Consider the following 23,268-nt stretch of genomic DNA (forward strand, 5'->3'; position numbering starts at 1 on the left):
GCGCGCCCAGCCCAGCCCGGCGGCCGGCCCGATGCCCGGCCGCCGGGCCGGATTTGCGTCGCTAAGCGACGAACTCGCCCTTCAACGCCCGATACAGCCGCCGATACCGCTCGAGCCGCGCGCCGAGCAGATCCGCCGACGCGGGATCGGGCCGATACGTCTGCGCGATCGCCGGCGCGACGCACACGTCGTCGATCGCATCGTGCGTCGCCGCGAGCCGCGCGAGCCGCGCCGCGCCGAGCGCCGCACCCACCGCGCCGCTCGCGTGCCGATGCATCGGGAGTCCCGTTGCATTCGCGCAGAGCCGCGCCCAGAACGCGCTCTTCGAGCCGCCGCCGATGAACGACGCGTCGTCGAGCGTCGTGCCGGCGTGGCGCAGCGCCGCATAGCCGTCCGCCATCGCGAACGCGACGCCTTCCATCACCGCATACGCGAGATCGCCCGCGCGATGCTCGCTCGCGAGCCCGAAGAACACCCCGCGCGCGTTCGCGTCGTTGTGCGGCGTGCGCTCGCCGCACAGGTACGGCAGGAAGAGCGGCGCGCGCGCCGCGTCCGCGCGCTCGGCGAGCGCGGGCAGCGTGTCGACGGCGACGTCGTGGATCTTCGCGAACCAGTCGAGGCTCGCCGCCGCCGACAGGATCACGCTCATCTGATGCCAGCGCGCGGGCAAGCAATGGCAGAACGCGTGCACGCCGTCGCCGGGATTCGGCGCGAAGCGGTCGTTGCCGGCGAACAGCACGCCCGACGTGCCGAGCGACAGGAAGCCGCTGCCCGCGTTCGCAATGCCCATGCCGATCGCGCTCGCCGCGTTGTCGCCCGCGCCGCCCGCGATCACGACGGGGCCGGCCACGCCCCAGTCGCGCCGCAGCGTGTCGCGCAATCGCCCGGCGGCCGCGCTGCCTTCGACGAGGCGCGGCATCTGCTCGCGCGACAGCTCGGTCGCGGCGAGCATCCGCTCGGACCAGTCGCGCCGGCCGACGTCGAGCCACAGCGTGCCGGACGCGTCCGACAGGTCGGACACGAATTCGCCGGACAGCCGCCACGCGACGTAGTCCTTCGGCAGCAGCACCTTGTGCGCGGCGCGGAACACCGCGGGCTCGTATTTCGCGAGCCACAGCAGCTTCGGCGCGGTGAAGCCCGGCATCGCCATGTTGCCGGTGATCGCGCGCGATTCGGGGACGAGCGCCTCGAGCTCGACGCATTCGGCCGCGGCGCGCGTGTCGTTCCACAGGATCGCGGGGCGCAGCACCTGCCCCGTGCGATCGAGCAGCGTCGCGCCGTGCATCTGGCCGGACAGGCCGATCCCGCGCAACGCGGCGAAGCCGCGCGGATGCGCGGCGCGCACGGCGGCGATCGCATCGAGCGTCGCGTGCCACCACGCCTGCGGGCTTTGTTCGGACCAGTGCGGATGCGGGCGGTCGACGGCGAGCGGCGCGCTGCCGGCGGCGAGCGGCGCGGAATCGGCGTCGGTGAGGATCGCCTTGACTTCGGACGTGCCGAGATCGATGCCGAGAAAGGTCACGGGTGGAGGCTCCGGTGCGAGTGGGAGACGGCGCGCGCGGCGGGCGGCGGCGCGGCGGGCGCGGCCGGGAGATCGTGCGGTTCGTTCAGCCGGTGCAGCGCGCGGAATCGGGACGGCGGCATGCCTTTCATCGCGAGGAACTGCCGGTTGAAATTCGACAGGTTGTTGAAGCCGACGCGATAGCAGATGTCGGTGACGCTCAACGCGGAGAGCATCAGCAGCTCGCACGCCTCGTTGATCCGCAGCCGGTTCAGGTACTGGACGAACGTCGAGCCGGTATGGCGGCGGAAGAAGCGCGTGAACGTACTGATGCTCATGCCGGCGAACGCGGCGACGTCGGTCTCGCGCAGCGCGCCCGGCAGGTTCTGCCGCAGGTACGCGAGCACCTGGTTGATCGTCGACGACATATAGTGCTGCGCGTCGATCCGGTAGCCGGGGCCGGCGAGCGTGCGGCGCTCGGCGCACGACGCCAGCCGGTCGAACAGCGCCATCAGCACCTCGATGCGCCGGCAGCCGTGCGCGCTCGCCAGCTCGATCATCAGCGGCGCGGCCGCGGCGCCGACGTCGTCGGGAAACTGCACGCCGCGCGACGCGTCGTCGATCAGGTCGAGCACCGGCTGCAGCTCGGCGAACGCGGCGACCATCTTCTCGACCGCGTCGCGCGAGAACTGCAGCACGACGTCGCGCGACGGCACGCGCTCGCCGGGGCCAAGCTCGCTGATCCAGTTGTGCGGCAGGTTCGGCCCCGTGACGACGAGATTGCCGGGCGCGAAATCGCCGATGTAGTCGCCGATGAAGCACTTGCCGTGCGACGCCTGGATCAGATGGATTTCGTACTCCGGATGGAAATGCCACTTCGCGACCGTGTGCGGATAGTCGTGCACCCACGCGCGGAACGACTCGTCGCGGCGGGTGGGGACGATCTCCAGGTCTGGGTTCATGTCTCGCTCCTGCTGGCGCGGCCCGGCGGCCCTCGTTTAAGAGTGCGACATCGACAGGTCGCGCGGCGCGTCCGGCGATTGCCGCGTCGCGGCCTCGGGCCGCGCGGCGTCCGCCGGCGCGCCGGCGTCGGGCAGCATCACGTTGCGCTCGGTGGACGCGTCGAACAGATGCAGGTCGCGCTCGTCGAACGTGAACGTTACCACGGCGCCGAGCGCGGGGGCGGCTGACGCCGGCACGAGCGCCGCGAACGGCGCGCCGTTCCAGTCGAACGTGACGAGCGCCTCCGCGCCGAGCAGCTCGACGAGTTCGACGCGGCCTTCGAGCGCGAGCGAGCCCGGCATGCCCGGCGAGCCCGCGCGCTCCGCGGACGCGATGCGTAGGTAGTTCGGCCGGATCGCGAGCCTCACGCGCCGGCCGTCGGCAAGGCCGGCGAAGCGGCGTTCCGCGAGCGGCCAGCGCACGCCGCCCGTCGCGAGCGTGACGCCGCCGCCAGCGCGCTCGATCGCGCCGTCCGCGAAGTTCATCGCCGGCGTGCCGACGAAGCCCGCCGCGAACACCGTGTGCGGGCAGCCGTACAGCTCGGCCGGCGTGCCGAGCTGCTCGATGCGCCCGCCGCGCATCAGCACGACGCGGTCCGCGAGCGTCATCGCTTCGAGCTGGTCGTGCGTCACGTACAGCGTCGTCGTCTTGAGGCGCTGATGGAGCCGCTTGATGTCGCCGCGCAATTGCGCGCGCAGCTTCGCGTCGAGGTTCGACAGCGGCTCGTCGAACAGGAAGACGTCGGGCGTCTTGATCATCGCGCGCGCGATCGCCGCGCGCTGCTGCTGGCCGCCCGACATCGCGCGCGGCTTGCGGTCGAGGAGCGCGTCGAGGCTCAGCACGCGCGCGACGTCGCGCACGCGCCGGTCGATCTCGGCGGCGGGCACCTTCAGGCGCCGCAGCCCGAACGCGATGTTGTCGTACACCGTCATGTGCGGGTACAGCGCGTAGTTCTGGAACACCATCGCGACGTTGCGCGCGCGCGCGGGCAGATCGTTGACGACGGCCCGGCCGATCGCGAGCTCGCCGCCCGTGATCGCCTCGAGGCCCGCGATCATCCGCAGCATCGTCGATTTGCCGCAGCCCGACGGGCCGAGCAGCACGATGAACTCGCCGTCGCCGATCTCGAGATCGAGCGGATGCAGGACGGGCGGGCCGCCGTCGTAGCGCTTCGTCAAACCTCTGCAGACGATCTGTGCCATGGCTCAATCCATTTCGATCTGAATCTTCACGTCGTGCGGATGCCCGCTCGCCGCTTCCTCGAATGCGCGCAGGCTGTCCGAGAACGGGAACGTGCGCGAAATGAACGGCTTCACGTCGATCGCGCCGGACGCGATCAGCGCGAGCGCGCGCGGGAAGACGTTCGCATAGCGAAACACCGACTCGATCCGCGCTTCCTTCGCCTGCAACGCGACGACGTCGAGCGGCACCGGATCGAGCGGCATCCCGATCAGCACGAGGCAGCCGTTCGGGCACAGCAGGTCGATGACGCCCGCATAGGCCTTCGCGTTGCCGCTCGCTTCGAACACGACGTCCGCGCCCCAGCCGTCGGTCGCGTGCATGACCGCGTCGGCGAGCGGCTGCGTGCTCACGTCGACCGTCGTCACCGCGCGGTTCGACGCGAACAGCGACAGCTTCTCCTTGACGACGTCGGCGAGGAACACGCGCGCGGCGCCGCCCGCGAGCGCGGCGAGCGCCGTCATCGCGCCGATCGTCCCCGCGCCGATCACGACCGCGATGTCGCCCGGCTTCATCGCCGCCTTCTTCGCGGCCTGCAGCCCGATCGACAGCGGCTCGACGATCGCGCCTTCGGCGAACGACACGTTCTCCGGCAGCCGGTACGTGAACGGCGCCGGATGCACGACGTAGGGCGTGAGGCAGCCGTGCACGGGCGGCGTCGCCCAGAAGCGCACCGACGGATCGAGGTTGTAGAGGCCGTGCAGCGTCGCCTTCGAATCGAGGCGCGGAACGCCGGGCTCCATGCAGACGCGATCGCCGACGCGCAGGCTCGTGACGTCGCGCCCGATCTCGACGACCGTGCCCGACGCTTCGTGGCCGAGCACCATCGGCGCGTCGACCCTGAACGGGCCGATGCCGCCGTGCGTGTAGTAGTGGACGTCGCTGCCGCAGACGCCGACGGTATGGACCCGGATCTTGACGTCGGCCGGGCCGACGTCGAGCGGCAGGTCGATGTCGCGCAGCGCGAGCTCGCGCGCCTGTTCGAGTACGAGGGCTTTCAACGGATTCTCCTTATTTGCCTTTGAGCATCGAGTTCAGCAGCCGGCTCAGCATGCCGACGAAGACGAGGGGCGGCAGCGCGAGCAGCACGGTGGATGCGTTGATCACGCCCCACGGCACTTCCTGGCCGAGCGACGTGAACGCGGACGCGACGACGGGCAGCGTCGCGCTCCTCGACGACGTGAGCGCGAGCGCAATCATCAGCTCGTTCCAGACGAGCACGAAGCTGAACACGATGCCGCCCAGGAGCGTGCTCGCGCAGACGGGCAGCGCGACGCGCCAGAACACCGCGTATGGGCCGTAGCCGTCGAGCTCGGCCGCTTCCTCGATCTCGCGCGGCAGCCGGCGGAACACCGGGATCGACAGCCACGTGATCGTCGACAGCGTGACGATCAGGTACGTGACGATCATCGACAGCTTCGTGTCGTAGAGCCCGAGGTCGACCCAGATCGCGATCAGCGGAATCGCGACCGCGACGGGCGGCAGGAAGCGCAGCGACAGCAGGAAGAACTGGATGTCGCGCTTGCCGCGCACCGGATAGCGCGCGATCGCATATGCGGCCGGCACGCCGAACAGCGCGCCGAGCGCGACGGCCGCGCCGACGATCGCGAGGCTGTTGCCGAGGCCGATCAGCACCTCGGGGCTCGACAGCACCTGCCGGTAGTTGTCGAGCGTCGGCGTGAAGATAAAGCGCGGCGTCGGCGTGACGATGTCGAGCAGGTGCTTCAGCGAATTGAGAAACGCCCAGAACAGCGGAAACACGGCGATGAGCGCGATCGCGCCGCCGATCGCGACGGTGCCGCCGCGCGCAATCAGTCGTCCCATTTGTTGACCCGCTTCCAGATGAACGTGAACACGAGCGTCGTGGCGACCATCATCAGCACCGCCATGCTCGACGCGTACGAGACCTTGCCCGACAGCCCGATCCCTTGCGCGTACGCGTACATGTCGAGCGTTTCGGTCGCGATGCCGGGGCCGCCTTTCGTCATCACGTAGATGAGGTCGAACGAGCGCAGCGATTCGACCATCTTGATGAACACGAGGCTCATGATCGGCGCCTTCAGCATCGGCAGCGCGATGTACGCGTGGACCTGCCACGTCGACGCGTAGTCGAGCCGCGCCGCTTCGAGCGGCTCGGGCGGCAGCGTCTCCAGGAGCTTCAGGACCACGACCGAGAAGAAGAGGCCCCATTGCCAGACGTCGACGAGCGCGACCGCGAAGAGCGCGAGATGCGGATCGGCGAGGAGCGCGGCGTTCGATACGCCGAGCGCGCCGAGCAGCCAGCTCGAGATGCCCGTGAGCGGCGCGTACATGAACTTCCAGATGAACGCGGCCGACACGCGCGGCAGCAGCACCGGCATGATCAGGATCAGCACCGCGAGGTTGCGCGAGCGGCCGTGCACGCGCTCGAACAGGAAGACCGCGAGCACGATGCCGACGGCGACCGCGCCCGCGACCGTGACGGCTTCCCACAGCGCCGACACTTCGATCGCGTTCAGGAAGCGCCGGTCGGACGCGAGCCGCGCGAAGTTGCGCAGTCCGACGTAATCGCTGTCGGTGTAGCGCAGCACGCGGTTCTTCAGCGCGAGGTTGACGGCCGCGATCGTCGGCACGAGGCCGAGCACCGCCATCAGTGCGAGCGGCGGGCCGAGGAAGAGCCAGGGCAGGCTCGTCTTGCCACGATTGAACATGAAGGACTCCGGCGAAGAGGGCGATGTGGGGCGGCGCGGCGGCGGCGTTGCTGCGCCGCCGCGCGGCCGTCACTTGCGCGGCCCGTGCTCCATCGCGTCCTTCGCGTACTGGGCCGCGTCGTCTAGCGCGCCCTGCACGTCGGTCTGCGTGCCCGTGAAGACCTCCTCGAGCGCGATGCCGAGGTTGTCGCCGATGTCGGGCCATTGCGGCGTCGCCCAGATCGTCGCCTTCGTCACCGGGTTCGTGTCGTTCAGGCCGGACAGGATCTGCGGCTTCACGTGCTGCCTGAAGTAGTCGCTGCCGATCGTGCTCGTGCGGTTGTAGTCGCTGAACACGCCGTTGCGCAGCCGCGCCTGCTCCTGGTCCTTGCTCGTCGCCCACGCGATGAAGCGGCCCGCCGCCTGCCGCGTGCAGTCGTCCTTCGCGCCGACCGACGAGATCGCGAGCCCATGCCCGTACGCGGCCGACGGCAGCGGCGCGGGCGGCCGCACGTAGCCGACCTTGCCCGCGACGCTCGATTTGCTCGGGTCCTCCATCCAGTCGGCGAACGGCGTCGATTCGATCATGAACGCGACCTTGCCCGAGCGGAACGCTTCGAGCGCGTTGCTCCAGTCGTAGGTCGCGGCGCCGGGCGGCGCGTACTTGAAGAGATCGCGGTAGCGCTGCGTCGCCTGCACGGCGGCGGGCGAATTGAACGCCGGCTGCCCGCGCTTGTCGGTCCACGCGCCGCCTTGCGCGAGCATGAACGGCGCCCAGCGCCACACGTTCATTCCCGAGCCGCGCTGGCCGCGCGCGACCCAGCCGTACACTTTGGGCGGCGCGTTCAGCTTCTTGATCGCGGCGACCAGCTCGTCGACCGTTTTCGGCACAGGGATGTGCGCGGCGTCGAGGAGATCGCGGCGGTAGAACAGGAAATCGCCGCCGCCGATGAGCGGCGCGAAGTACGCGACGCCCTTGTAGTTCGCGACCGCGCGGCGGCCGGGCAGGAAGTCGTCGTAGTCGTATTCCTTCGGGTAGTACTTGAGGAGCGGTGCGATCCAGCCGGCCGACGCGAATTCGGCGACGTTCGCCTCGTCGACGTAGTAGATCTGATACGAGCCCGCGCCCGTCGACGCGTCGAGCCGCGATTTCGCGCGGCGGTCGTTCTCGCCGAAGTAGCTGATCTCGATCTTCGTGCCGCTCTTCTTCTCGTAATCGGGCAGCGACTTCTCCATCACCGTCAGACCGAGGCTCTTCTGCGCGAGCACCCTGAGCGTTGGCACCTTGCAGACCTGCGCCGCCACGGCGGCCGGCAGGCAGGCGGCGATCAGCGCGCCCGCGGCCAGAAATCGCATCTTGTTCACCAGTGTCTCCTTGATCGTGCTTGTCGTCCGTCGTGCAGGCAGGGCCGACGGCAGGAGGAACTGTAGTGATTCGCGGCGCCTGTTCACTACGTCAAAAGAAACCGACTGCCGATACTTTTTGCTCACGGTTGGCGCTGCGGTGCACAATTTGTGTCAGTCCGTGGGGCGGGGGGGCTGGGGCGCGGAGCATGGGCGGCGGGCGCTGTCGCGTCGCGTCACCGCGGGCGAGGCTCGGGCGTCGACAACAGCAATCCGCCGAGCTTCGCGAGCAGCGCGCCTGCGGTGAGGCGGGACGACGCCCGAGACGTGGTCGGCGCACGAAACGCCGTTTGCGCGGCTGCGTGCGGCGCGCCGCCGTCGAGTCGCGCGTCGCCCGGCGGCAAGCATGCGCCCCGGTAGCACGCGAGCACCTGGCGCACGTATGCCTGCGTTTCCCGATAGGGCGGAATCTGGTCGCGATGCTTGCGGACAGCACCTTCGCCGGCGTTGTACGCGGCGAGCGCGAGCGTCAGGTCGTCGTCGAATTCGCCGAGCAGCCATTTCAGATAGGTCGCGCCGGCGCGCAGATTCGCGTGCGGATCGCGCAGGTCGCGAAAGCCGAAGCGCGCGCCGGTCGCCGGAATCACCTGCATCAGACCGGTCGCGCCCTTCGGCGACACCGCGTTCGCGTCGTAGCCGGACTCGACGCGGATCATCGCGTGCAACAACTTTGCGTCGAGGTCGAACTCGCGGGCGACCGAGGCGACGAGCGTGTCGTAGCGCGTCGATCGCGGCGTGGCGGATGTGTCGGGCGATGCGGCGGCGCGTGTCGCGGCAGGGGCGACGTTCGCGGGCGATGGTGGGTTGGAGGAAGCCAATGCCGAAGCCGAAGCCGAAGCCGATGGCGGCGTCGAAGTTCCCGCCGTTGCATCCGCCTCCGCATCCGCCGTCTCGTCGTCGGACGCAGCCGCGCGCACGGACGTGTGCGCGTCCGCGTCGTCCCGCCCGGCAGGCGGTGCCGTTGCCGTCACGGACGACGGCGCGAATGCCGCGAGCGCCGTCGATCCGGCATCCGCTCGATCCCTTCCGGCCGCCGCCGATTCGTCGACATAAGGCGTCCAGACGAGCGGCGCGGGCGGCTCCTGCGCGTTCGCGCCGCGCGTCGCCGTCAGGCCGGCGATTGCGAACACCGCCGCCCACGCCGCGCGCGATGCGGCCCGCCGCGGCGAACGAAACTCAACGGCCGTTGCCATCGCGTGAAGGATGTGCGTGGTCATCTCGCGAACGGTCATCGTGGTCCTGGTCGCGCTGACCGTCTCGCACGTCGTCTTCGTCGTAGCGCAACTGCATCGCGACGCGCAGGAGGTGCGCGACGGGCTCGAACAGATCGGGCGGAATGCGCTGCCCGACGTCGAGCCGGTTCGCGAGCGCATGCGCGAGCGGCACGTTCTCGACGACGGGCACGCGCTCGCGCTCGGCGAGCGCGACGATGTGCAGCGCCAGCTTGTCGCGGCCGATCTCGATCACCTCGGGCAACGGCGTCTCGCCGCGCCGGTAATAGAGGCACACCGCGACGTGCGTCGGGTTGCGCACGACGACCGTCGATTTCGCGACGTTCGCGGCAAGGCTGCCGCTTTGCACTTCGCGATGGATTTCGCGGCGCTTGTGCTTGATCTCCGGGTTGCCTTCCGAATTCTTGAATTCCTGCTTGATGTCTTCGAGCGACATCATCAGCTGCTTCGTCGTGTTGTAGCGCTGGAACGCGAAGTCGGCGATGCCGAACACGACGTAGAAGCCGACGAGCGCGGCCCACATCCAGTACAGCAATTGCGTGCTGACCGCGAGCCCGCATTCGACGCTGCAAAGCGGCAGGAACTGCAGCGACGGCGCGTACTGGCGGATCAGATAGAAGAAGATCGCGGACAGCACGCCGACCTTGAAGAGCGACTTCGCGAACTCGAACAGGCTCTTCAGCGAGAACATCTGCTTCAGGTTCGCGAGCGGATTGATCTTGTCGAGCGACGGCTTGAGCGCTTCGACGGCGAGCAGCGGCCCGATCTGCGCGATCGCGGCGGCGACCGTCATCGCGATCACGAGCACCGCCATGCCGAGCGTGAAGCGGATCAGCACGGCGCCGAGTGCGCTCGTCCAGCGCGCGGTCGCCGCGGCGAAATCGTCGTTGACGACGGCAATCGACACGTCGACGAGCGCTTCGAACGCCTGCAACAGATGCGCGCCCTCGAACAGGAAATAGCCGAGCAGCACCGCGAGCTGGACGCCGCTCGTGATCTCGACGCTCTTCGCGACCTGACCTTTCTTGCGTGCGTCCGCGAGTTTCTTCGCGGTCGGCTTTTCGGTCTTCTCGCTCATCGCAGCATGCCGGCGAGCCGCGCGATGCGCTCGGGCAGCCGCGCGATTTCGGCAAGCGGCAGCCGGAACGCGAAGCGTGCGCACATGACGAGCAGCAGCAGCGCGAACGCGCTCTTGATCGGCATCGACAGGAAGAACACGTTCAGCTGCTGCGCGGAGCGGTTGACGAGACCGAGCGCCATGTCGACGAGCAGGATCGCCGCGAGCGCCGGCATCGCGAAGCGCAGGCACAGCTCGTACATCAGATGCCACTGCTGCGTGAGGAGCGCGAGCGCGTCGGGACCGAAGCGCAGCGGCGCGCCGGGCGGCAGCGTCACATACGACGCGTAGATCGTTTCGATCAGCGTGTTGAAGCCGCCCGACACGAGAAAGAGCAGCGTGAACACTTGCGAGAACACCATCCCGAACGGCGATGACTGCGCGCCGAGCAGCGGATTGAGCACGCTCGCCATCGACGCGCCGCGCGCCGTGTCGATCAGGAATCCTGCCATGTCGAGCGCCCAGAACGGGATCGCCGCGCAAAAGCCGATCAGCGCGCCGACGCACAGCTCGCCGAGCGCGAGCCACAGGTAGTGCGGCGCGCCGCCGGCCGCGGGCGAGAACGCGGGCCATGCGTCGTGAACCGGCAGCACCGGCAGCGCGATCATCAGCACGAGCGCGTTGCGCACGAGCGAGCCGCCGAGCGTGCCCGGCGTGAAGACCGGCACGATCATCAGCGCGCCGAACGGGCGCAGCATCGCAATCGCGACGATCGGCAGCCAATGGACGAGCGTTTGCATTCCGATGTCTCTACGCTCTCATCCGGCCGATCTGGTCGAAGCTCTGCAGCGTGTAGTTGACGAGCACGTCGCCCATCCAGTGATAGGTCGCGGCGAGCGTGACGGCGACCGCGAGCAGCTTGATCAGGAACTGGATCGTCTGGTCCTGGACCTGCGTGAGCGCCTGCACGAGACTCACCAGGATGCCGACGACCGACGCGACGACGACGACGGGCAGCGACAGCAGCAGCACGAGCCACATCATCTGCGCGGCGAGCTGGGTGATGACGGCTTCGCTCATCGCGGCAGCGCGCGCGGCGTCATGAGAACGACAGCAGAAGCTGGCCGATCAGCTTCTCCCAGCCGTGGATCAGCACGAAGACGAGCAGCTTGAGCGGCAGCGCGATCGTCATCGGCGACACCATCATCATTCCCATCGCGAGCAGCACGTTCGACACGATCAGGTCGATCGCGATGAACGGCAGGAACAGCAGCAGGCCGATCTTGAATGCTTCGATCAACTGACTGACGGTGAACGCGGGCAGCAGCACGATCAGCGAGTCGTCGGGAATCCGGTTGCGGTACGGCTCGGGCCAGGTCCGGTGGCCGACGTCCGCGAAGAAGCGCACCTGGTCCGGCGCGGTGTTGCGCTCGAGAAACGCGCGATACGGCGCGAGGATCGTCTTTTCGACTTGCTGCGTGAAGTCCTTGTCGTCGATCCTGACCGGATGCGCGGCAAGGTTGTCCTGGATCGCGAGCCCGACGGGCGCCATGACGAACATCGTCAGCACGAGCGCGAGCCCGTGCAGCGCGATGTTCGGCGGGATCTGCTGCGTGCCGAGCGCGTTGCGCAGCAGCGCGAACACCACCGACAGCTTGAGGAACGACGTGCCCAGCACCACGAGAAGCGGCAGGATCGACAGCGCGAACAGCACGGCGATCAACTGGAGGGGCTGGTCGAAAAGGTTCATCCACGATTCCGGAAAAGCCGATACGCTGCGCATTATCGGCACGCGGCGCGCACCGACCCATCCGGCCGACACCTGAAGTCACGCCGGCAGCAGATGCTCGATGCGCACCGCGAGGCGTCCGCCGACGTCGAGCAGCGTGCCGCGCGCGAACGGCTTGCCGGCGACTTGCAGCGTGACGAAGCCGTCGGGCTGCGCGGGGCCGTCGAGCACGTCGCCCGCGCGCAGGCTCGCGAGCCGCGCGAGCGGCACGTCGATCGTCGCGACCTGCGCGACGACGCGCACGTGCGCGTCGAGCCGCAGCGGCCGTGCATCGGGCGAGTCGGGGGCATCGGGGGCATCGGGCGCATCGGGCGCATCGGGCGCATCGGGCGCATCGGGCGTGTCGAGCGCGACAGAGGAGGCGACGTCGACATCGACGTCGAGCCAGTCATCGAACGTATCCATCGTCGTTCCAATCGTGTAAGGGCGGCTCCGGCAGCCGAGAACGGTCGCGAGCGGGCGATCGGCGAACAGCACGAGCTCGCCGTCGGCGGCCGCGTACGCGTGTTGCAGCAGCAGCGCGTCGCCGGGCCGCACGCGCGCGAGCGTCGCCGTATCGACGCTGCTCCAGCCGGCGGCGAGCGCGAGCCTGACGGCGGGCGCCGCGGCGCGACTGTCGGGCGGCGAACCGGCTAGCGAATCGCGCGGCGAATCCGGCTGCAAGGGATCGAGCCGGTCCGCGAGGCGTTCGAGCCACGCAAGCGGCGCGTCGACGACGCGCATGTCGAGCGACGCATGCTCGCGCTCGATGCCGAGCGACCATGCGGGCTTGGCCGGGCACGCGCCGCATTCGATCGCATCGGCGTGCAGCCACGCGATGCCGAACGATGCGAGGTCCGGCTCGATGCACGCGCACGTCCACGCGGCGAGCGCGCCGCGCAGCTCGACGGGCACCGCGTCCCAATCCGGCACGCTCAGCACGGGCTCGATCCAGCGGCACCAGCGCGCGGCGTCGACCCACAGGCGCACGGGGCCGTCGCCCGTGCGCGCCGACAGGATCAGCCCGTCGCCGCCCGCGCGGCGAAAGCGCAGCGTGAGCGCGCCGGTATCCAGCGCGAGCCGCCGGCCGGCGCCGACCGCGCGCAGCAGCGCGCCCGTCGCGCGATCAATCCGTATCGGCCGCATCGGACCACTCCAGCGTGACGGGTTGCGCGAACTGCGCGGCGAGCGCCGCTTCGAGCGGGCCGCGCATTCGTCGCGCGCGCGCGCGGCGGCCGGCGTCGGCCAACGCCGAATCGAGCGCGACGACGAGGGCGCCGCCCGCGAAGCGCGCGTGCAGCGTGAGCCCGGCGAGCGGACCGTTGGCGATGCGCAGCGTCAGCACGTCGGACGGCGACGGTCGCGGTCCGGCGGGCGCTTTGCCGGGCGGCGCGCTTGCATCGGCCGGCCGCGCGCGCCGGGTTCGCGCGCGCGGGTCGTCGGCCGCGTCGCTTTCCGATGCGTCGCCTGCGGGTGCGCGGTGCGGCGGCGCATCGCCCGGCTGCGCGTCGAGCCAGGCGGAAAACGCATCGGCCGCGCTTTCCGCGTCGCCGCCGGCCGGCACGAGCGACTCGTGCGATCCGCACGATGCGCGGAGCCGCGCGCCGGTCGTCATCGTTTTCACAGCGGACATCGTTTCATTCCAGCAACGCGTTCAATTTTTCCTGATCGACGAGCGCGCGGCGCAACTGATCGAGCTGGCCGTCGCGTTCGAGCCGCAGCGCCTGCCACTGCGCGTCGACTGCCTCGATCCGGTCGGCGAGCGTCTGGTCGCGCTGATGAAAGCCCGCGAGCTCGCGCTTGAGCGCCTGCAGCGACGCGTAATCGTGCACCGCATCGGTGTCCGCGCGCTCGCGCCAGTCGAGCCACAGCGCGCGGCGCGCTTCGAGCAGGCTCGCCTTGCTCGAGAGGAGCGTCGCCTCCTGTTGCTCGAGCATCGCGAGCACGCTGCGTATGCTGCGCTCTCGACGCTTCTTGATCGTCACGAGCGTGGTCAGCGTTGACCGTCCACCGTTGTCCATAACTGATCGATCGTCTGTTCAAAAGTGTTCTTCTCCGTCACCGGCTGGCACAGGAAGCGGCGGATCGCGTCGCGGCGCGCGAGCGCGTCGTCGGCTTCCGGATCGCGTCCGGGCTGATATTCGCCGACCCGCACGAGCAGCTCGATGTCGCGATAGACGGCGTCGAGCCGCCGAAGCCGCGCGGCGAGCGCCAGGTGGCGCGCATCGACGATCTGGGCCATCACGCGGCTCACGCTCGCGCCGACGTCGATCGCCGGATAGTGGTTCGCCTGCGCGAGCTTGCGCGACAGCACGATGTGGCCGTCGAGGATCGACCGGACTTCGTCGGCGACGGGCTCGTTCATGTCGTCGCCTTCGACGAGCACCGTGTAGAGCCCCGTGATGCTGCCCGTTGCCGCCGGCCCCGCGCGCTCGAGGAGGCGCGGCAGCCGCGCGAAGAAGCTCGGCGGATAGCTGCCGGCCGCGGGCTTTTCGCCGGCCGCGAGGCCGATCTCGCGCGCCGCGCGCGCGAAGCGCGTCAGCGAATCCATCATCAGCAGCACGTCGCCGCCCTGGTCGCGGAAGTGCTCGGCGATCGCGGTCGCCGTGTACGCCGCCTTCAGCCGCTCGAGCGCGGGGCGATCGGACGTCGACACGACGACGACCGCCCGTGCGCGCGCCTGCGGCGTCAGCGTGCGTTCGAGAAACTCGCGCACCTCGCGGCCGCGCTCGCCGATCAGCGCGAGCACGGTGACGTCGGCGAGGCTGCCGTCGCAGATCATCCCGAGCAGCGTGCTCTTGCCGCCGCCCGCCGCCGCGAAGATGCCGATCCGCTGGCCGCGCCCGCACGTGAGCACGCCGTCGATCGCGCGCACGCCGAGCGGCAGCGGCGTGTCGATGACGGTGCGCGCGAGCGGATCGGGCGCCGCGCGATCGAGGTCGATGCGCGTCGCATCGTCGGGAATCGCGGGGCCGTCGTCGAGCGGCCGGCCGACGCCGTCGACGACGCGCCCGAGCAGAAAATCGCCGACCGCGATCCGGTGCGGCCGCCCGAGCGCGCGCACCGCGCTGCCCGCCGCGATGCCGCGCGGCTCGGCGAACGGCGACAGCAGCGCCGCGTCGCCGTCGACCGCGACGACTTCGGCGTCGATGCCGCTCGGCTCGAGCCGGCACAGATCGCCGAAGCCGACGCCCGGCAGCGTCGCGCGCACGAGCGTCGGCCCGATTTCGACGACGCGGCCGAAGCGGACGCCGGCATCGGGCGCGACGCCGCGCGGCGCGAGCCGTGCATCGACGAGCGCGGCGACGCGCGCACGATCAAGCGGCCGCATCGGCGAGCTCCCCGATCAGGTCGGCGGTGCCGATCACGCGCAGCTCCGCCTCGTCGCCGATTTCCTGAAACGACAGCACGGGCAGCTCGCCGAACTCGCGCTCGACCATCTTGCGAACGAAGCGGCGCACGTCGATCGCGGTGACGAGCACGGTGCGCCGCAGGTCGGCGTCGGCGAGCGCGCTCTTCAGGCGCGCGACGATCGCGTGCGTGTGCTCGGGCGCGAGCGATGAATACGAGCCCGCGGCCGTCTGCCGGATCGATTCGCGGACCATCGACTCGATCCGGTCGCCGATCATCCAGCAGTTGATCCACGGCTGTCCGGCGCGATGGCGCGTCGCGATGTGCCGCCGCAGCGCGACGCGCACGTATTCGGCGAGCATCACGGGATCCTTCTCGCGCGGCGCCCACTCGACGAGCGCCTCGAAGATGCCGCGCAGATCGCGCACCGACACGCGTTCGTCGACGAGCCGCTGCAGCACGTCCGCGATCCGGCCGATCGGCATCTGCCGCTGCACTTCCTTCACGAGCTCCGCATAGCGCGATTCCATCGCGTCCATCAGGAAGCGGGTCTCCTGCACGCCGATGAACTGCGCGGCGTGCCGGTCGATGACGAGCGACACGCAGTGCGCGACGCGCGCCTCGTCGCGATGGACGGTCACGCCGAGCGCGGCGAGCGCGTCCGCGTGCGCGGGGTCGATCCATTGAAGCTGCAGCTGCGCGAACGGCAGCGGCTCGACGCGCACGCGCTGCGCGACGCTCGCGCCGCGCGCGTCGGCGAGCCATTCGTTCGCCGGCATCGCGAGCGTGACGACGGGCTCCTGATAGAGCAGGATCTGCACGGCGTCGGCGGCGAGCCCCGCGTCCGCCTGCAAGTGGATCTCGGGCAGCGGCAGGCCGAGCTGCTCGAACTTGTGCGCGCGCAGCGCGTCGAGCGCTTCGGCGAGCTTCGACGGCCGCACGGCCGATTCGCCGTGGCGGATCATCAGCGGGATCGCGCCCGGCGTCATCGCGAAGCCCGCCTGGCCGCCCGCGTGGCCCGCGAGCGCGCCCGCCGGCGCGGCCCCGCCGTGCGCCGCGGCGCCGATGCCCGGCGCGGCCGCGCCGCGCTTCGCGCGCCGGCGCAGATGCCACGCGCAGCCGAACACGAACGCGGCGAGCGCGACGAAGTAGACGACCGGAAAGCCGGGCAGCAGCGCGAACACGAGCAGCACCGCCGCGGCGAGCCAGAGCGCCTGCGGCTGCTTGCCGATCTGCTCGGTGAGATCGGCGGCGAGCGGCTGGCGCGTGTCGCCCGGCACGCGCGTGACGATGATGCCCGCGGTGATCGAGATCAGCAGCGCGGGAATCTGGCCGATGAGACCGTCGCCGATCGACAGGATCGCGTACGTCGACATCGCCTCGCTCGCGCTCATCCCGTGCATGAACACGCCGACCGCGGTGCCGCCCAGGATGTTGACGAGGATGATGATGATGCCGGCGATCGCGTCGCCCTTGACGAACTTCATCGCGCCGTCCATCGCGCCGTAGAGCTGGCTCTCCTTCTGCACGAGGCCGCGCAGCCGGCGCGCTTCGTTCGCGTCGATGGTGCCGGCGCGCATGTCGCCGTCGATGCTCATCTGCTTGCCGGGCATGGCGTCGAGCGAGAAACGCGCGCTCACCTCGGCGACGCGTTCGGAGCCCTTCGTGATGACGATGAACTGGACGATCGTGATGATCACGAACACGATCAGGCCGACGCCGAGATTGCCGCCGACCGCGAAGCTGCCGAACGTGTAGACGATCTCGCCCGCGTCCGCCTGCAGCAGGATGAGCCGCGTCGTGCTGATCGTCAGCGCGAGCCGGTACAGCGTCGTGATCAGCAGCAGCGAAGGGAACACCGAGAACTCGAGCGGATCGCGGATGTACAGCGACATCATCAGCAGGATGATCGACACCATCAGGTTGAACGCGATCATCAGGTCGACGAGGCTCGTCGGCAGCGGCACGATCATCATGAACACCGCGACGAGCAGCATCACCGCGAGCACGATGTCCTGACGGCCCGCGGCGCGCGCGAGCCACGGCGCGAGCCGTTTCATGCGGCGTCTCCGGCATGCGCGTCGAGGAGGCGCCGCATCGTCCGGTGGCCCGCGAGCCAGTCGTCGACGCTCGTGTCGCGCGGGAACGCGCAGCTCACGACGAGCTGGCTGCCCGCCGCGAACGCGCGCAGCACGAGGCCCTGCATGCGCAGCGGGTCGCAGCGCGCGATGACGCGCATCAGCGCGTCGCGGCGGCGCGCGGCGTCGACCGCGCTCGCGAGCGACAGCGTGAGCCGCCCGTCGGCGACTTCGACGAAAAGACGCGTGCCCGCGTGAGCGAATTCCATTCGCTCGCCGATGCGGGCACAAGGCAAATCGAGGAAGCGTAGCAACTGTTCGAGTCGGCGTTCCGTTTGCAAATCCATGCGGTTCCTTCGTACGCCGAAGATGCGTCGTGACGAGTCGTGAGACAAGGTCGGCACATCTTCCCGAATCGAACCGGCGCGGGGCATACGGTAAAGACCTGAATTGGCCGGCGCGCGAAAAGGCAAAATGCGATAATTGCGGCGCGGATGTTGCGGGGTACACATCAATAATGAGCGCATTGTGGGAAAAGTCGCTGACCGCGCGGATCATGGTGATCCTGAGCTGCGCGATGACGGCCTTCTGGCTGTTGTCCGAGTCGATCGGCTTTTATTTTCGATACATCGAGGCGCAACGAGAGCTGCGCAGCGAGCTGACGTGGCAGCTCGAATCGATCGCGCAGGAGGAAAGCCGCCGCTACGAGTACGCGGAGCGCCAGGCGCGGATGCTGATGTCGTGGTGGAGCGTGCTCGACGAGCGGATCATCCTGCGCCCGAAGGCGCAGGCATCGGTGCAGCACGCGATCTTCGTGCCGTTCAAGGATGCGAAGGGCAATCGCGAGCTCGTCGAGCGCGCGCGCGAAATCGTCGAGATCTACGGACACGCGGATCCGCGCAACCGGATGGACACGTTCCTGCTGCTGCCGACGGAAGGCATCGTGCTGTTCGAGCCGGAAACGATGTCGAGGGACGACATGCAGCGCAAGATCGCCGCGTTGTCGACGCTGCGCACGCTGCCGAAGCTGCCCGTCGTCCATTGGGGCGCGGCGATCAAGGATTCGAACGGCATGATTCGCGCGGCGGCCGCCGTCGTCGATCCGAACACGGGCATCGTCGCCGGCCAGAATTTGAGAGTCGGCGATTTTCCGGCGATCGCGAAGGACATGGGCCTCGAGGCGCCGCCGCGCTTCGCGCTGCAATCGCAGACGGGCGATGTGTTCTGGATGGGCGCGGACGTGTCCGCGAAGCCGCCGCCCGCGTTCGTGCTCCCGCCCAAATGCGACCGCACGCACTGGATTCGCCGCGGCGACTATTACGTGATCTGCACGCCGCTATCCGGCCCGAACTGGCAGGTCGCGGCGATCTACCCGGTCAGCGCGGTCACCGACAAGGCGATGTCGCTGCTGCCGCTGACGACGCGCTGGACCTTCGTCGTGCAGCTCCTGCTGATCGCGTTCGTCTACGTCACGCTGCAGCGGCAGCTCGGCCAGCCGCTGCAGCACTTCGTCGACATCATCGACGCGCAGCGCGAAGGCGATCTCGGCCGCCGTCTGCCGACCGGGCGCCGCGACGAGCTGGGCCGGATCGCGAGCGCGTACAACTCGCTGCTCAGCACGGTCAACGCGTATTACAAGACGCTCGAGAGCAAGGTGCGCGAGCGCACGCGCGAGCTCGCGGAGGCGAAGCGGATCGCCGAATCGGCGAGCCACCGCAAGAGCGAGCACATCGCGAGCATCAGCCACGAGCTGCGCACGCCGCTCAACGGGATCGTCGGCGCGCTCGCGCTGTTGAACCGCAGCGCGCTGCAGGCGGAGCAGCGGGATCTCGTGCGCGTCGCGCAGCAGTCGTCGTCCTATCTGCTCGGCATCGTCAACAACGTGCTCGATTTTTCGCGCATCGAAGCCGGCCAGCTCGAACTCGCGAGCGAAGAGAGCGATCTGCTCGCGCTGCTCGACCAGGCGATGCTGACGATCCACATCCGCGCGCAGGAGAAGAGCCTCAGTCTGCGGACCTTCGTCGCGGCGGACGTGCCGCGGCGCGTGTGGCTCGACGGGCTGCGCGTGCGGCAGATCCTGATCAATCTGCTCGGCAACGCGGTGAAGTTCACCGAGCACGGGCACATCCACCTGACCGTCGAGCGCCGCGCCGACATGCTCGCATTCGTCGTCGAGGATACCGGCAAGGGCATTCCGGACGACTATCAACTGGACATCTTCAAGCCGTTCGTGCAGGTGCGCGCGCACGACAGCGGCAACGGGCTCGGCCTGCCGATCGCGTCGCGGCTCGCGAACCTGATGAACGGCGAGATCCTGCTCGACAGCCGGCTCGGCAAGGGCACGCGCTTCACCGTGCTGCTGCCGCTGCAGGCGGACGAGAGGGCGCCCGCGCCGCTCGCCGGCACGCTCGTCGCGCCGGCCGCGCTGCACATGCAGATGCGCGTGTGGGGCCTGCAGGTCGAAACGGGCGACAACGCGCTGTTTCCGATGCCCGAATCGGGCTATCTGCCGGGCAAGCTCTGGGACAAGGTCGTGCTCGCGCTGCGCGGCGAGGCCGTGCAGGAGGAGGTCGCGCCGAAGGCGATCTGCCCGTGGTCGCTGAAGATCCTCGTCGTCGACGACGTCGCGGTGAATCGCGACATCGTCGGCAAGATGCTGCGCGAGCTCGGGCATCGGACGCGCGCGGCCGCGTCGGGCCAGCTCGCGCTGAAGCTCGGACGCTCGCACGTATTCGACCTCGTGCTGATGGACGTGCGCATGCCCGAGCTCGACGGGATGGCGACCGCGAAGCGCTGGCGGCACGTTGCCGAAGGCGTGCTCGATCCGGACACGCCGATCGTCGCGCTGACGGCGAACGCATCGCCCGCCGAGCATGAGCGCGCGAAGGCGGCGGGGATGAACGGCTATCTGACAAAGCCGGTTTCGCTCGAACAGCTCGCCGACATGATCAACCAGGTCGCGTCGACGCAGCTCGCACGCGGCGTCGAGCTCACGCCGAATGCGAAGTCGTGCTCGCCGCTCTTCGACCTGAACGACGCGGCGATGCGCGAGAAGCTGCATCAGGCGCTCGTCGATCTGCACCGGCAGATCGACGCCGCGTGGCACGCGAGGGACGCCGCGTCGATGCTGAACGTGCTGCACGCGCTGAAGGGCTGCGCGGGACAGGGCGGGCTCGATCTCGTGCGCGAGGCGGCCGAGCAGCAGGAGCGTCAGGTGCGCTCGGGCGGCTGGATGAGCGGTCACGACGTGCGAGACCTGGCGGAGCTGATCTCGATTCAGTTTGCGTGACCGGCGCGGGCGGGCCGCGCGGCGTCAGTGCAGCCCGAGGCGATGCGCCCAGTTGGCGAGTTCCGCCGCATTGTGCGCGTCGAGCTTGCGCATCAGGTTCAGTCGATGGGTCTCCACGGTCTTGATCGTGATCGTGAGCTTTTCCGCGATGTCGCGATTGCGGCAGCCTTCCGAAATCAGCTTGAGCACCTGGCGTTCGCGCGGCGTGAGCGCGACCGCGCCGTCGGGCACGGCCTTCGTCGTGACCTGATCGACATTGAGCGCCGGGTCGATCACCGTATGGCCGCGCCACACTTTCCAGATCGCGTCGAGCAGCGTCTGCTTCGAGCTGTTCTTCAGCAGGTAGCCGTTCGCGCCGGCCGCGAGCGCCGCGCTCGCGCGATGCTCGGTGGTCTCGGCGGTGACGACGAGAATGCCGAGGTCCGGCCAGCGCCGCCGCAACTGATGGATCACGTCGAGGCCGTTCATGCCGGGCAGGCCGAGATCGAGCAGCACGATGTCGGGATCGAGCCGCTGGCAGGCCGCATACACTTCGAGGCCGTTGCTGACCTCGTCGACGACGGACAGCGGCGGCGACGCGTCCAGCAGGTTCTTGAGGCCCAACCGCAGCAGGGGATGGTCCTCCACGACCAGGATGCGTATCTCGGCGGGAGCGGCGGTGTGCGTGAGAGCCATGGGACGGGTGTCAGACGAAGATGAAAAATTACTCAAGGCGTCCGAAGTTCAGGTGATGACCGGATCGATTCTATCAAGGTCTATCTTGAAAATGTCATGCCATGAAGCACGGATACTTGACTGACCTTCCCGCGTGCATCCGGCACGTCGGATCGGTTTCGATCGGCGGCGCGCAGCGCGGCCGCTGGTCGCTGACGATGGACGAACTGAGCGGCTGGTGCGGCGGCGGCGCGTACGGGATGTGCGTCGCGTTCGCGGTCGACGGCGCGCCGCACGACGCCGCGTGGCTCGCGCATGCGGCGCTGTGGCTCGCGTCGCTGCGCGGCCAGCCCGACGACGCGCTGTGGCTCGACGACGGCACGCTGTATTTCGTGCGCCGCTACGACAGCGACGTCGGCGCGGCCGCCTTGCGCGCGGGGATCGAGCAGCAGGGCGCCGTCGCGCGCTGGCTGAGCGCGCACCACGAAGCCGCGCGCGGCATGCGTCACGCGGGACCGGGCGAATGAAGCGCTCGCTTCACGGCGCGCGCGCGCTTGCCGCCGCGACGCTCGCCGCGAGCGCGTCCGCGTGGGCCGCGCCGATGCCGACGCACGGCGCGGCGCCGTTCTTTCTCGCGACGCGCGGCGCGAAGCTCGCCGACGTGCTGCGCGATCTCGGCGCGAACTACCGGGTGCCCGTCATCGTCAGCGAGCAGGTGGACGGCGCGTTCATCGGCACGCTCGACGGCGGCCCGCCCGACGCCGCGCTCGATCGTCTCGCGCGCCTCTACCAGCTCGCGTGGTATTACGACGGGCAGACGCTCTACGTGTATCGCGCGCGGGAGGTGTCGACCCGGCTGATCGCGCTCGACTATCTGCCGTCCGCGACGCTGATCGAGCAGCTGCGCGCGGCGAGGCTGCTCGATCCGCAGCAATGCCGCGTGCAGGCGATTCCGCAGTCGAACGCGATCGAAGCGTACGGCGTGCCCGTCTGCCTCGAGCGCATCGCGCAATTCGCGAAGCGCCTCGATCAGCAGGCGATCAATCGCGAGCAGAACCAGGAATCGGTGCGCTTCTTTCCGCTCAAGTACGCGACGGCCACCGATACGTCGTACAGCTATCGATCGCAGCAGGTGATCGTGCCGGGAGTCGTGTCGGTGCTGCGCGAGCTGGCGCAGGGCCGCGCGCTGCCGCTCAAGGACAGCCGGGGGCAGCAGCCAGCGAGCGACCGGCTGCTGCCGATGTTCGCCGCCGACGCGCGGCAGAACGCGGTGATCGTCCGCGACAAGCGCGCGAACATGAACCTCTACGGCGATCTGATCGCGCAGCTCGATCGCAAGCCGAAGCTCGTCGAGATCTCGGTCGCGATCATCGACATCAATGCGGAGGATCTCGGCGCGCTCGGCGTCGACTGGTCGGCGTCCGCGCGGATCGGCGGCGGCTCGGTCAGCTTCAACAGCGGCGGCCAGCCCGACGCGGGCAGCTTCTCGACGGTGATCGCGAACACCGGCAGCTTCATGGTGCAGCTCTCCGCGCTGCAGCAGAACTCGAAGGCGCGCATCCTGTCGCGCCCGTCGATCGTCACGCTCGACAACATGCAGGCGGTGCTCGATCGCAACATCACGTTCTATACGAAAGTGAGCGCCGAGCGCGTCGCGAAGCTCGAATCGATTTCGACGGGCTCGCTGCTGCGCGTGACGCCGCGCATCATCGGCGACGCGGGCCGGCAGGAGGTCATGCTGACGCTCGTCGTGCAGGACGGCCGCCAGACGAGCCCGCTCAGCCAGCAGGAGCCGCTGCCGCAGACGCTCAGCTCCGAAATCGCGACGCATTCGCTGCTGAAGGAAGGCGAGGCGCTGCTGCTCGGCGGCTTCGTGCAGGACGAGCTGAGCGAAGGCGAGCGCAAGATTCCGCTGCTCGGCGACATCCCGTTTCTCGGGCGCCTGTTCAAGACGACGCGCCAGAGCCAGCGGCATACGGTCCGGCTGTTCCTGATCAAGGCGGATCCCTGGCAGCAGACATGAC

22 protein-coding genes are annotated in these 23,268 nt (G+C 69.3%); 3 read left to right on the forward strand and 19 right to left on the reverse strand.

Going from position 1 to position 23,268, the window contains the following annotated elements; translation table 11 throughout:
• Positions 1-61 precede the first annotated feature (61 nt).
• The 18 genes from xylB to BG90_RS26075 form a co-directional block, all read right to left on the reverse strand.
• On the reverse strand, positions 62-1,522 hold the full coding sequence (xylB, locus tag BG90_RS25990) for a xylulokinase (protein ID WP_010118934.1): 1,461 nt from the start codon (positions 1,520-1,522) through the stop codon (positions 62-64).
• A complete protein-coding gene (locus BG90_RS25995) occupies positions 1,519-2,463 on the reverse strand; it encodes an AraC family transcriptional regulator (RefSeq protein ID WP_045568452.1) in 945 nt (314 codons plus the stop codon). Before BG90_RS25995 ends, xylB begins: the two co-directional genes overlap by 4 nt.
• Positions 2,464-2,499: 36 nt before the next feature.
• On the reverse strand, positions 2,500-3,705 hold the full coding sequence (locus tag BG90_RS26000) for an ABC transporter ATP-binding protein (protein ID WP_010118928.1): 1,206 nt from the start codon (positions 3,703-3,705) through the stop codon (positions 2,500-2,502).
• A gap of 3 nt (positions 3,706-3,708) precedes the next feature.
• Entirely contained in the window at positions 3,709-4,743 is a 1,035-nt protein-coding gene (locus BG90_RS26005) for an NAD(P)-dependent alcohol dehydrogenase (RefSeq protein WP_010112011.1), read from the reverse strand.
• 10 nt (positions 4,744-4,753) lie between these two features.
• The gene (locus BG90_RS26010; protein ID WP_010112010.1) at positions 4,754-5,566 is read right to left on the reverse strand and encodes a carbohydrate ABC transporter permease; all 813 of its coding nucleotides are present in this window, start codon (positions 5,564-5,566) and stop codon (positions 4,754-4,756) included.
• The gene (locus BG90_RS26015; RefSeq protein WP_010112009.1) at positions 5,554-6,432 is read right to left on the reverse strand and encodes a carbohydrate ABC transporter permease; all 879 of its coding nucleotides are present in this window, start codon (positions 6,430-6,432) and stop codon (positions 5,554-5,556) included. Before BG90_RS26015 ends, BG90_RS26010 begins: the two co-directional genes overlap by 13 nt.
• 69 nt (positions 6,433-6,501) lie before the next feature.
• Positions 6,502-7,767, reverse strand: a complete 1,266-nt coding sequence (locus tag BG90_RS26020; RefSeq protein ID WP_232355278.1) for an ABC transporter substrate-binding protein — start codon at positions 7,765-7,767, stop codon at positions 6,502-6,504.
• 224 nt (positions 7,768-7,991) lie between these two features.
• Positions 7,992-8,945, reverse strand: coding sequence for a lytic transglycosylase domain-containing protein (locus BG90_RS26025; protein WP_234419685.1), 954 nt, complete (start codon positions 8,943-8,945; stop codon positions 7,992-7,994).
• Positions 8,946-8,991: 46 nt separating this feature from the next.
• Positions 8,992-10,125 carry an EscU/YscU/HrcU family type III secretion system export apparatus switch protein gene (locus BG90_RS26030; protein WP_010118922.1) on the reverse strand — a complete coding sequence of 378 codons (1,134 nt, stop codon included), beginning with the start codon at positions 10,123-10,125 and terminating at the stop codon, positions 8,992-8,994.
• Positions 10,122-10,904 carry a type III secretion system export apparatus subunit SctT gene (gene sctT, locus BG90_RS26035; RefSeq protein WP_010118920.1) on the reverse strand — a complete coding sequence of 261 codons (783 nt, stop codon included), beginning with the start codon at positions 10,902-10,904 and terminating at the stop codon, positions 10,122-10,124. Before sctT ends, BG90_RS26030 begins: the two co-directional genes overlap by 4 nt.
• Positions 10,905-10,914: 10 nt before the next feature.
• On the reverse strand, positions 10,915-11,184 hold the full coding sequence (locus BG90_RS26040; RefSeq protein WP_010112810.1) for an EscS/YscS/HrcS family type III secretion system export apparatus protein: 270 nt from the start codon (positions 11,182-11,184) through the stop codon (positions 10,915-10,917).
• Between the two features lie 19 nt (positions 11,185-11,203).
• Positions 11,204-11,854: a type III secretion system export apparatus subunit SctR gene (gene sctR, locus BG90_RS26045; RefSeq protein WP_010118918.1), complete on the reverse strand. Its 651-nt coding sequence runs from the start codon at positions 11,852-11,854 to the stop codon at positions 11,204-11,206.
• A gap of 78 nt (positions 11,855-11,932) precedes the next feature.
• Complete coding sequence (gene sctQ, locus BG90_RS26050; protein WP_010118916.1) at positions 11,933-13,018, reverse strand: type III secretion system cytoplasmic ring protein SctQ; 1,086 nt, start codon at positions 13,016-13,018, stop codon at positions 11,933-11,935.
• Entirely contained in the window at positions 12,999-13,505 is a 507-nt protein-coding gene (locus tag BG90_RS31250; protein ID WP_052712379.1) for a hypothetical protein, read from the reverse strand. Before BG90_RS31250 ends, sctQ begins: the two co-directional genes overlap by 20 nt.
• A 4-nt stretch (positions 13,506-13,509) precedes the next feature.
• Positions 13,510-13,893 carry a hypothetical protein gene (locus BG90_RS26060; RefSeq protein WP_010112273.1) on the reverse strand — a complete coding sequence of 128 codons (384 nt, stop codon included), beginning with the start codon at positions 13,891-13,893 and terminating at the stop codon, positions 13,510-13,512.
• The gene (locus BG90_RS26065; protein WP_045568453.1) at positions 13,866-15,203 is read right to left on the reverse strand and encodes an EscN/YscN/HrcN family type III secretion system ATPase; all 1,338 of its coding nucleotides are present in this window, start codon (positions 15,201-15,203) and stop codon (positions 13,866-13,868) included. The genes BG90_RS26060 and BG90_RS26065 overlap by 28 nt, the downstream gene beginning before the upstream one ends.
• On the reverse strand, positions 15,190-17,283 hold the full coding sequence (locus BG90_RS26070) for an EscV/YscV/HrcV family type III secretion system export apparatus protein (protein WP_045568454.1): 2,094 nt from the start codon (positions 17,281-17,283) through the stop codon (positions 15,190-15,192). Before BG90_RS26070 ends, BG90_RS26065 begins: the two co-directional genes overlap by 14 nt.
• The gene (locus BG90_RS26075) at positions 17,280-17,570 is read right to left on the reverse strand and encodes a secretion protein (RefSeq protein WP_010121059.1); all 291 of its coding nucleotides are present in this window, start codon (positions 17,568-17,570) and stop codon (positions 17,280-17,282) included. The genes BG90_RS26070 and BG90_RS26075 overlap by 4 nt, the downstream gene beginning before the upstream one ends.
• A 248-nt stretch (positions 17,571-17,818) precedes the next feature.
• On the opposite strand from BG90_RS26075, the gene BG90_RS26080 reads away from it, so the two are divergent.
• Positions 17,819-20,590, forward strand: a complete 2,772-nt coding sequence (locus tag BG90_RS26080) for a two component system sensor kinase (protein WP_038802126.1) — start codon at positions 17,819-17,821, stop codon at positions 20,588-20,590.
• A gap of 24 nt (positions 20,591-20,614) precedes the next feature.
• Here the strand turns inward: BG90_RS26080 and BG90_RS26085 are convergent, their stop codons facing one another.
• A complete protein-coding gene (locus BG90_RS26085; protein ID WP_025990427.1) occupies positions 20,615-21,265 on the reverse strand; it encodes a two component system response regulator in 651 nt (216 codons plus the stop codon).
• Positions 21,266-21,381: 116 nt separating this feature from the next.
• Between BG90_RS26085 and BG90_RS26090 the strand changes: the two genes are divergently transcribed.
• Both BG90_RS26090 and BG90_RS26095 read left to right on the forward strand, forming a co-directional pair.
• Positions 21,382-21,771 carry a hypothetical protein gene (locus BG90_RS26090; RefSeq protein ID WP_232355223.1) on the forward strand — a complete coding sequence of 130 codons (390 nt, stop codon included), beginning with the start codon at positions 21,382-21,384 and terminating at the stop codon, positions 21,769-21,771.
• Complete coding sequence (locus BG90_RS26095) at positions 21,768-23,267, forward strand: EscC/YscC/HrcC family type III secretion system outer membrane ring protein (protein ID WP_045568455.1); 1,500 nt, start codon at positions 21,768-21,770, stop codon at positions 23,265-23,267. Before BG90_RS26090 ends, BG90_RS26095 begins: the two co-directional genes overlap by 4 nt.
• Position 23,268: the final 1 nt, after the last annotated feature.

This window comes from Burkholderia oklahomensis C6786, assembly GCF_000959365.1.
Lineage (GTDB): Bacteria > Pseudomonadota > Gammaproteobacteria > Burkholderiales > Burkholderiaceae > Burkholderia > Burkholderia oklahomensis.

Bases quoted from the DNA above. Each gene is read 5' to 3' on its own strand.
- BG90_RS26080 (WP_038802126.1), top strand. From the start codon at position 17,819: ATGAGCGCATTGTGGGAAAAGTCGCTGACCGCGCGGATCATGGTGATC.
- sctT (WP_010118920.1), bottom strand. From the start codon at position 10,904: ATGCAAACGCTCGTCCATTGGCTGCCGATCGTCGCGATTGCGATGCTG.
- sctQ (WP_010118916.1), bottom strand. From the start codon at position 13,018: ATGCGGCCGATACGGATTGATCGCGCGACGGGCGCGCTGCTGCGCGCG.
- BG90_RS26000 (WP_010118928.1), bottom strand. From the start codon at position 3,705: ATGGCACAGATCGTCTGCAGAGGTTTGACGAAGCGCTACGACGGCGGC.
- BG90_RS26065 (WP_045568453.1), bottom strand. From the start codon at position 15,203: ATGCGGCCGCTTGATCGTGCGCGCGTCGCCGCGCTCGTCGATGCACGG.
- BG90_RS26070 (WP_045568454.1), bottom strand. From the start codon at position 17,283: ATGAAACGGCTCGCGCCGTGGCTCGCGCGCGCCGCGGGCCGTCAGGAC.
- BG90_RS26020 (WP_232355278.1), bottom strand. From the start codon at position 7,767: ATGCGATTTCTGGCCGCGGGCGCGCTGATCGCCGCCTGCCTGCCGGCC.
- BG90_RS26095 (WP_045568455.1), top strand. From the start codon at position 21,768: ATGAAGCGCTCGCTTCACGGCGCGCGCGCGCTTGCCGCCGCGACGCTC.
- BG90_RS31250 (WP_052712379.1), bottom strand. From the start codon at position 13,505: ATGTCCGCTGTGAAAACGATGACGACCGGCGCGCGGCTCCGCGCATCG.
- BG90_RS26010 (WP_010112010.1), bottom strand. From the start codon at position 5,566: ATGGGACGACTGATTGCGCGCGGCGGCACCGTCGCGATCGGCGGCGCG.
- BG90_RS26015 (WP_010112009.1), bottom strand. From the start codon at position 6,432: ATGTTCAATCGTGGCAAGACGAGCCTGCCCTGGCTCTTCCTCGGCCCG.
- BG90_RS26075 (WP_010121059.1), bottom strand. From the start codon at position 17,570: ATGGAATTCGCTCACGCGGGCACGCGTCTTTTCGTCGAAGTCGCCGAC.
- BG90_RS26085 (WP_025990427.1), bottom strand. From the start codon at position 21,265: ATGGCTCTCACGCACACCGCCGCTCCCGCCGAGATACGCATCCTGGTC.
- BG90_RS25995 (WP_045568452.1), bottom strand. From the start codon at position 2,463: ATGAACCCAGACCTGGAGATCGTCCCCACCCGCCGCGACGAGTCGTTC.
- BG90_RS26060 (WP_010112273.1), bottom strand. From the start codon at position 13,893: ATGGACAACGGTGGACGGTCAACGCTGACCACGCTCGTGACGATCAAG.
- BG90_RS26040 (WP_010112810.1), bottom strand. From the start codon at position 11,184: ATGAGCGAAGCCGTCATCACCCAGCTCGCCGCGCAGATGATGTGGCTC.
- BG90_RS26030 (WP_010118922.1), bottom strand. From the start codon at position 10,125: ATGAGCGAGAAGACCGAAAAGCCGACCGCGAAGAAACTCGCGGACGCA.
- sctR (WP_010118918.1), bottom strand. From the start codon at position 11,854: ATGAACCTTTTCGACCAGCCCCTCCAGTTGATCGCCGTGCTGTTCGCG.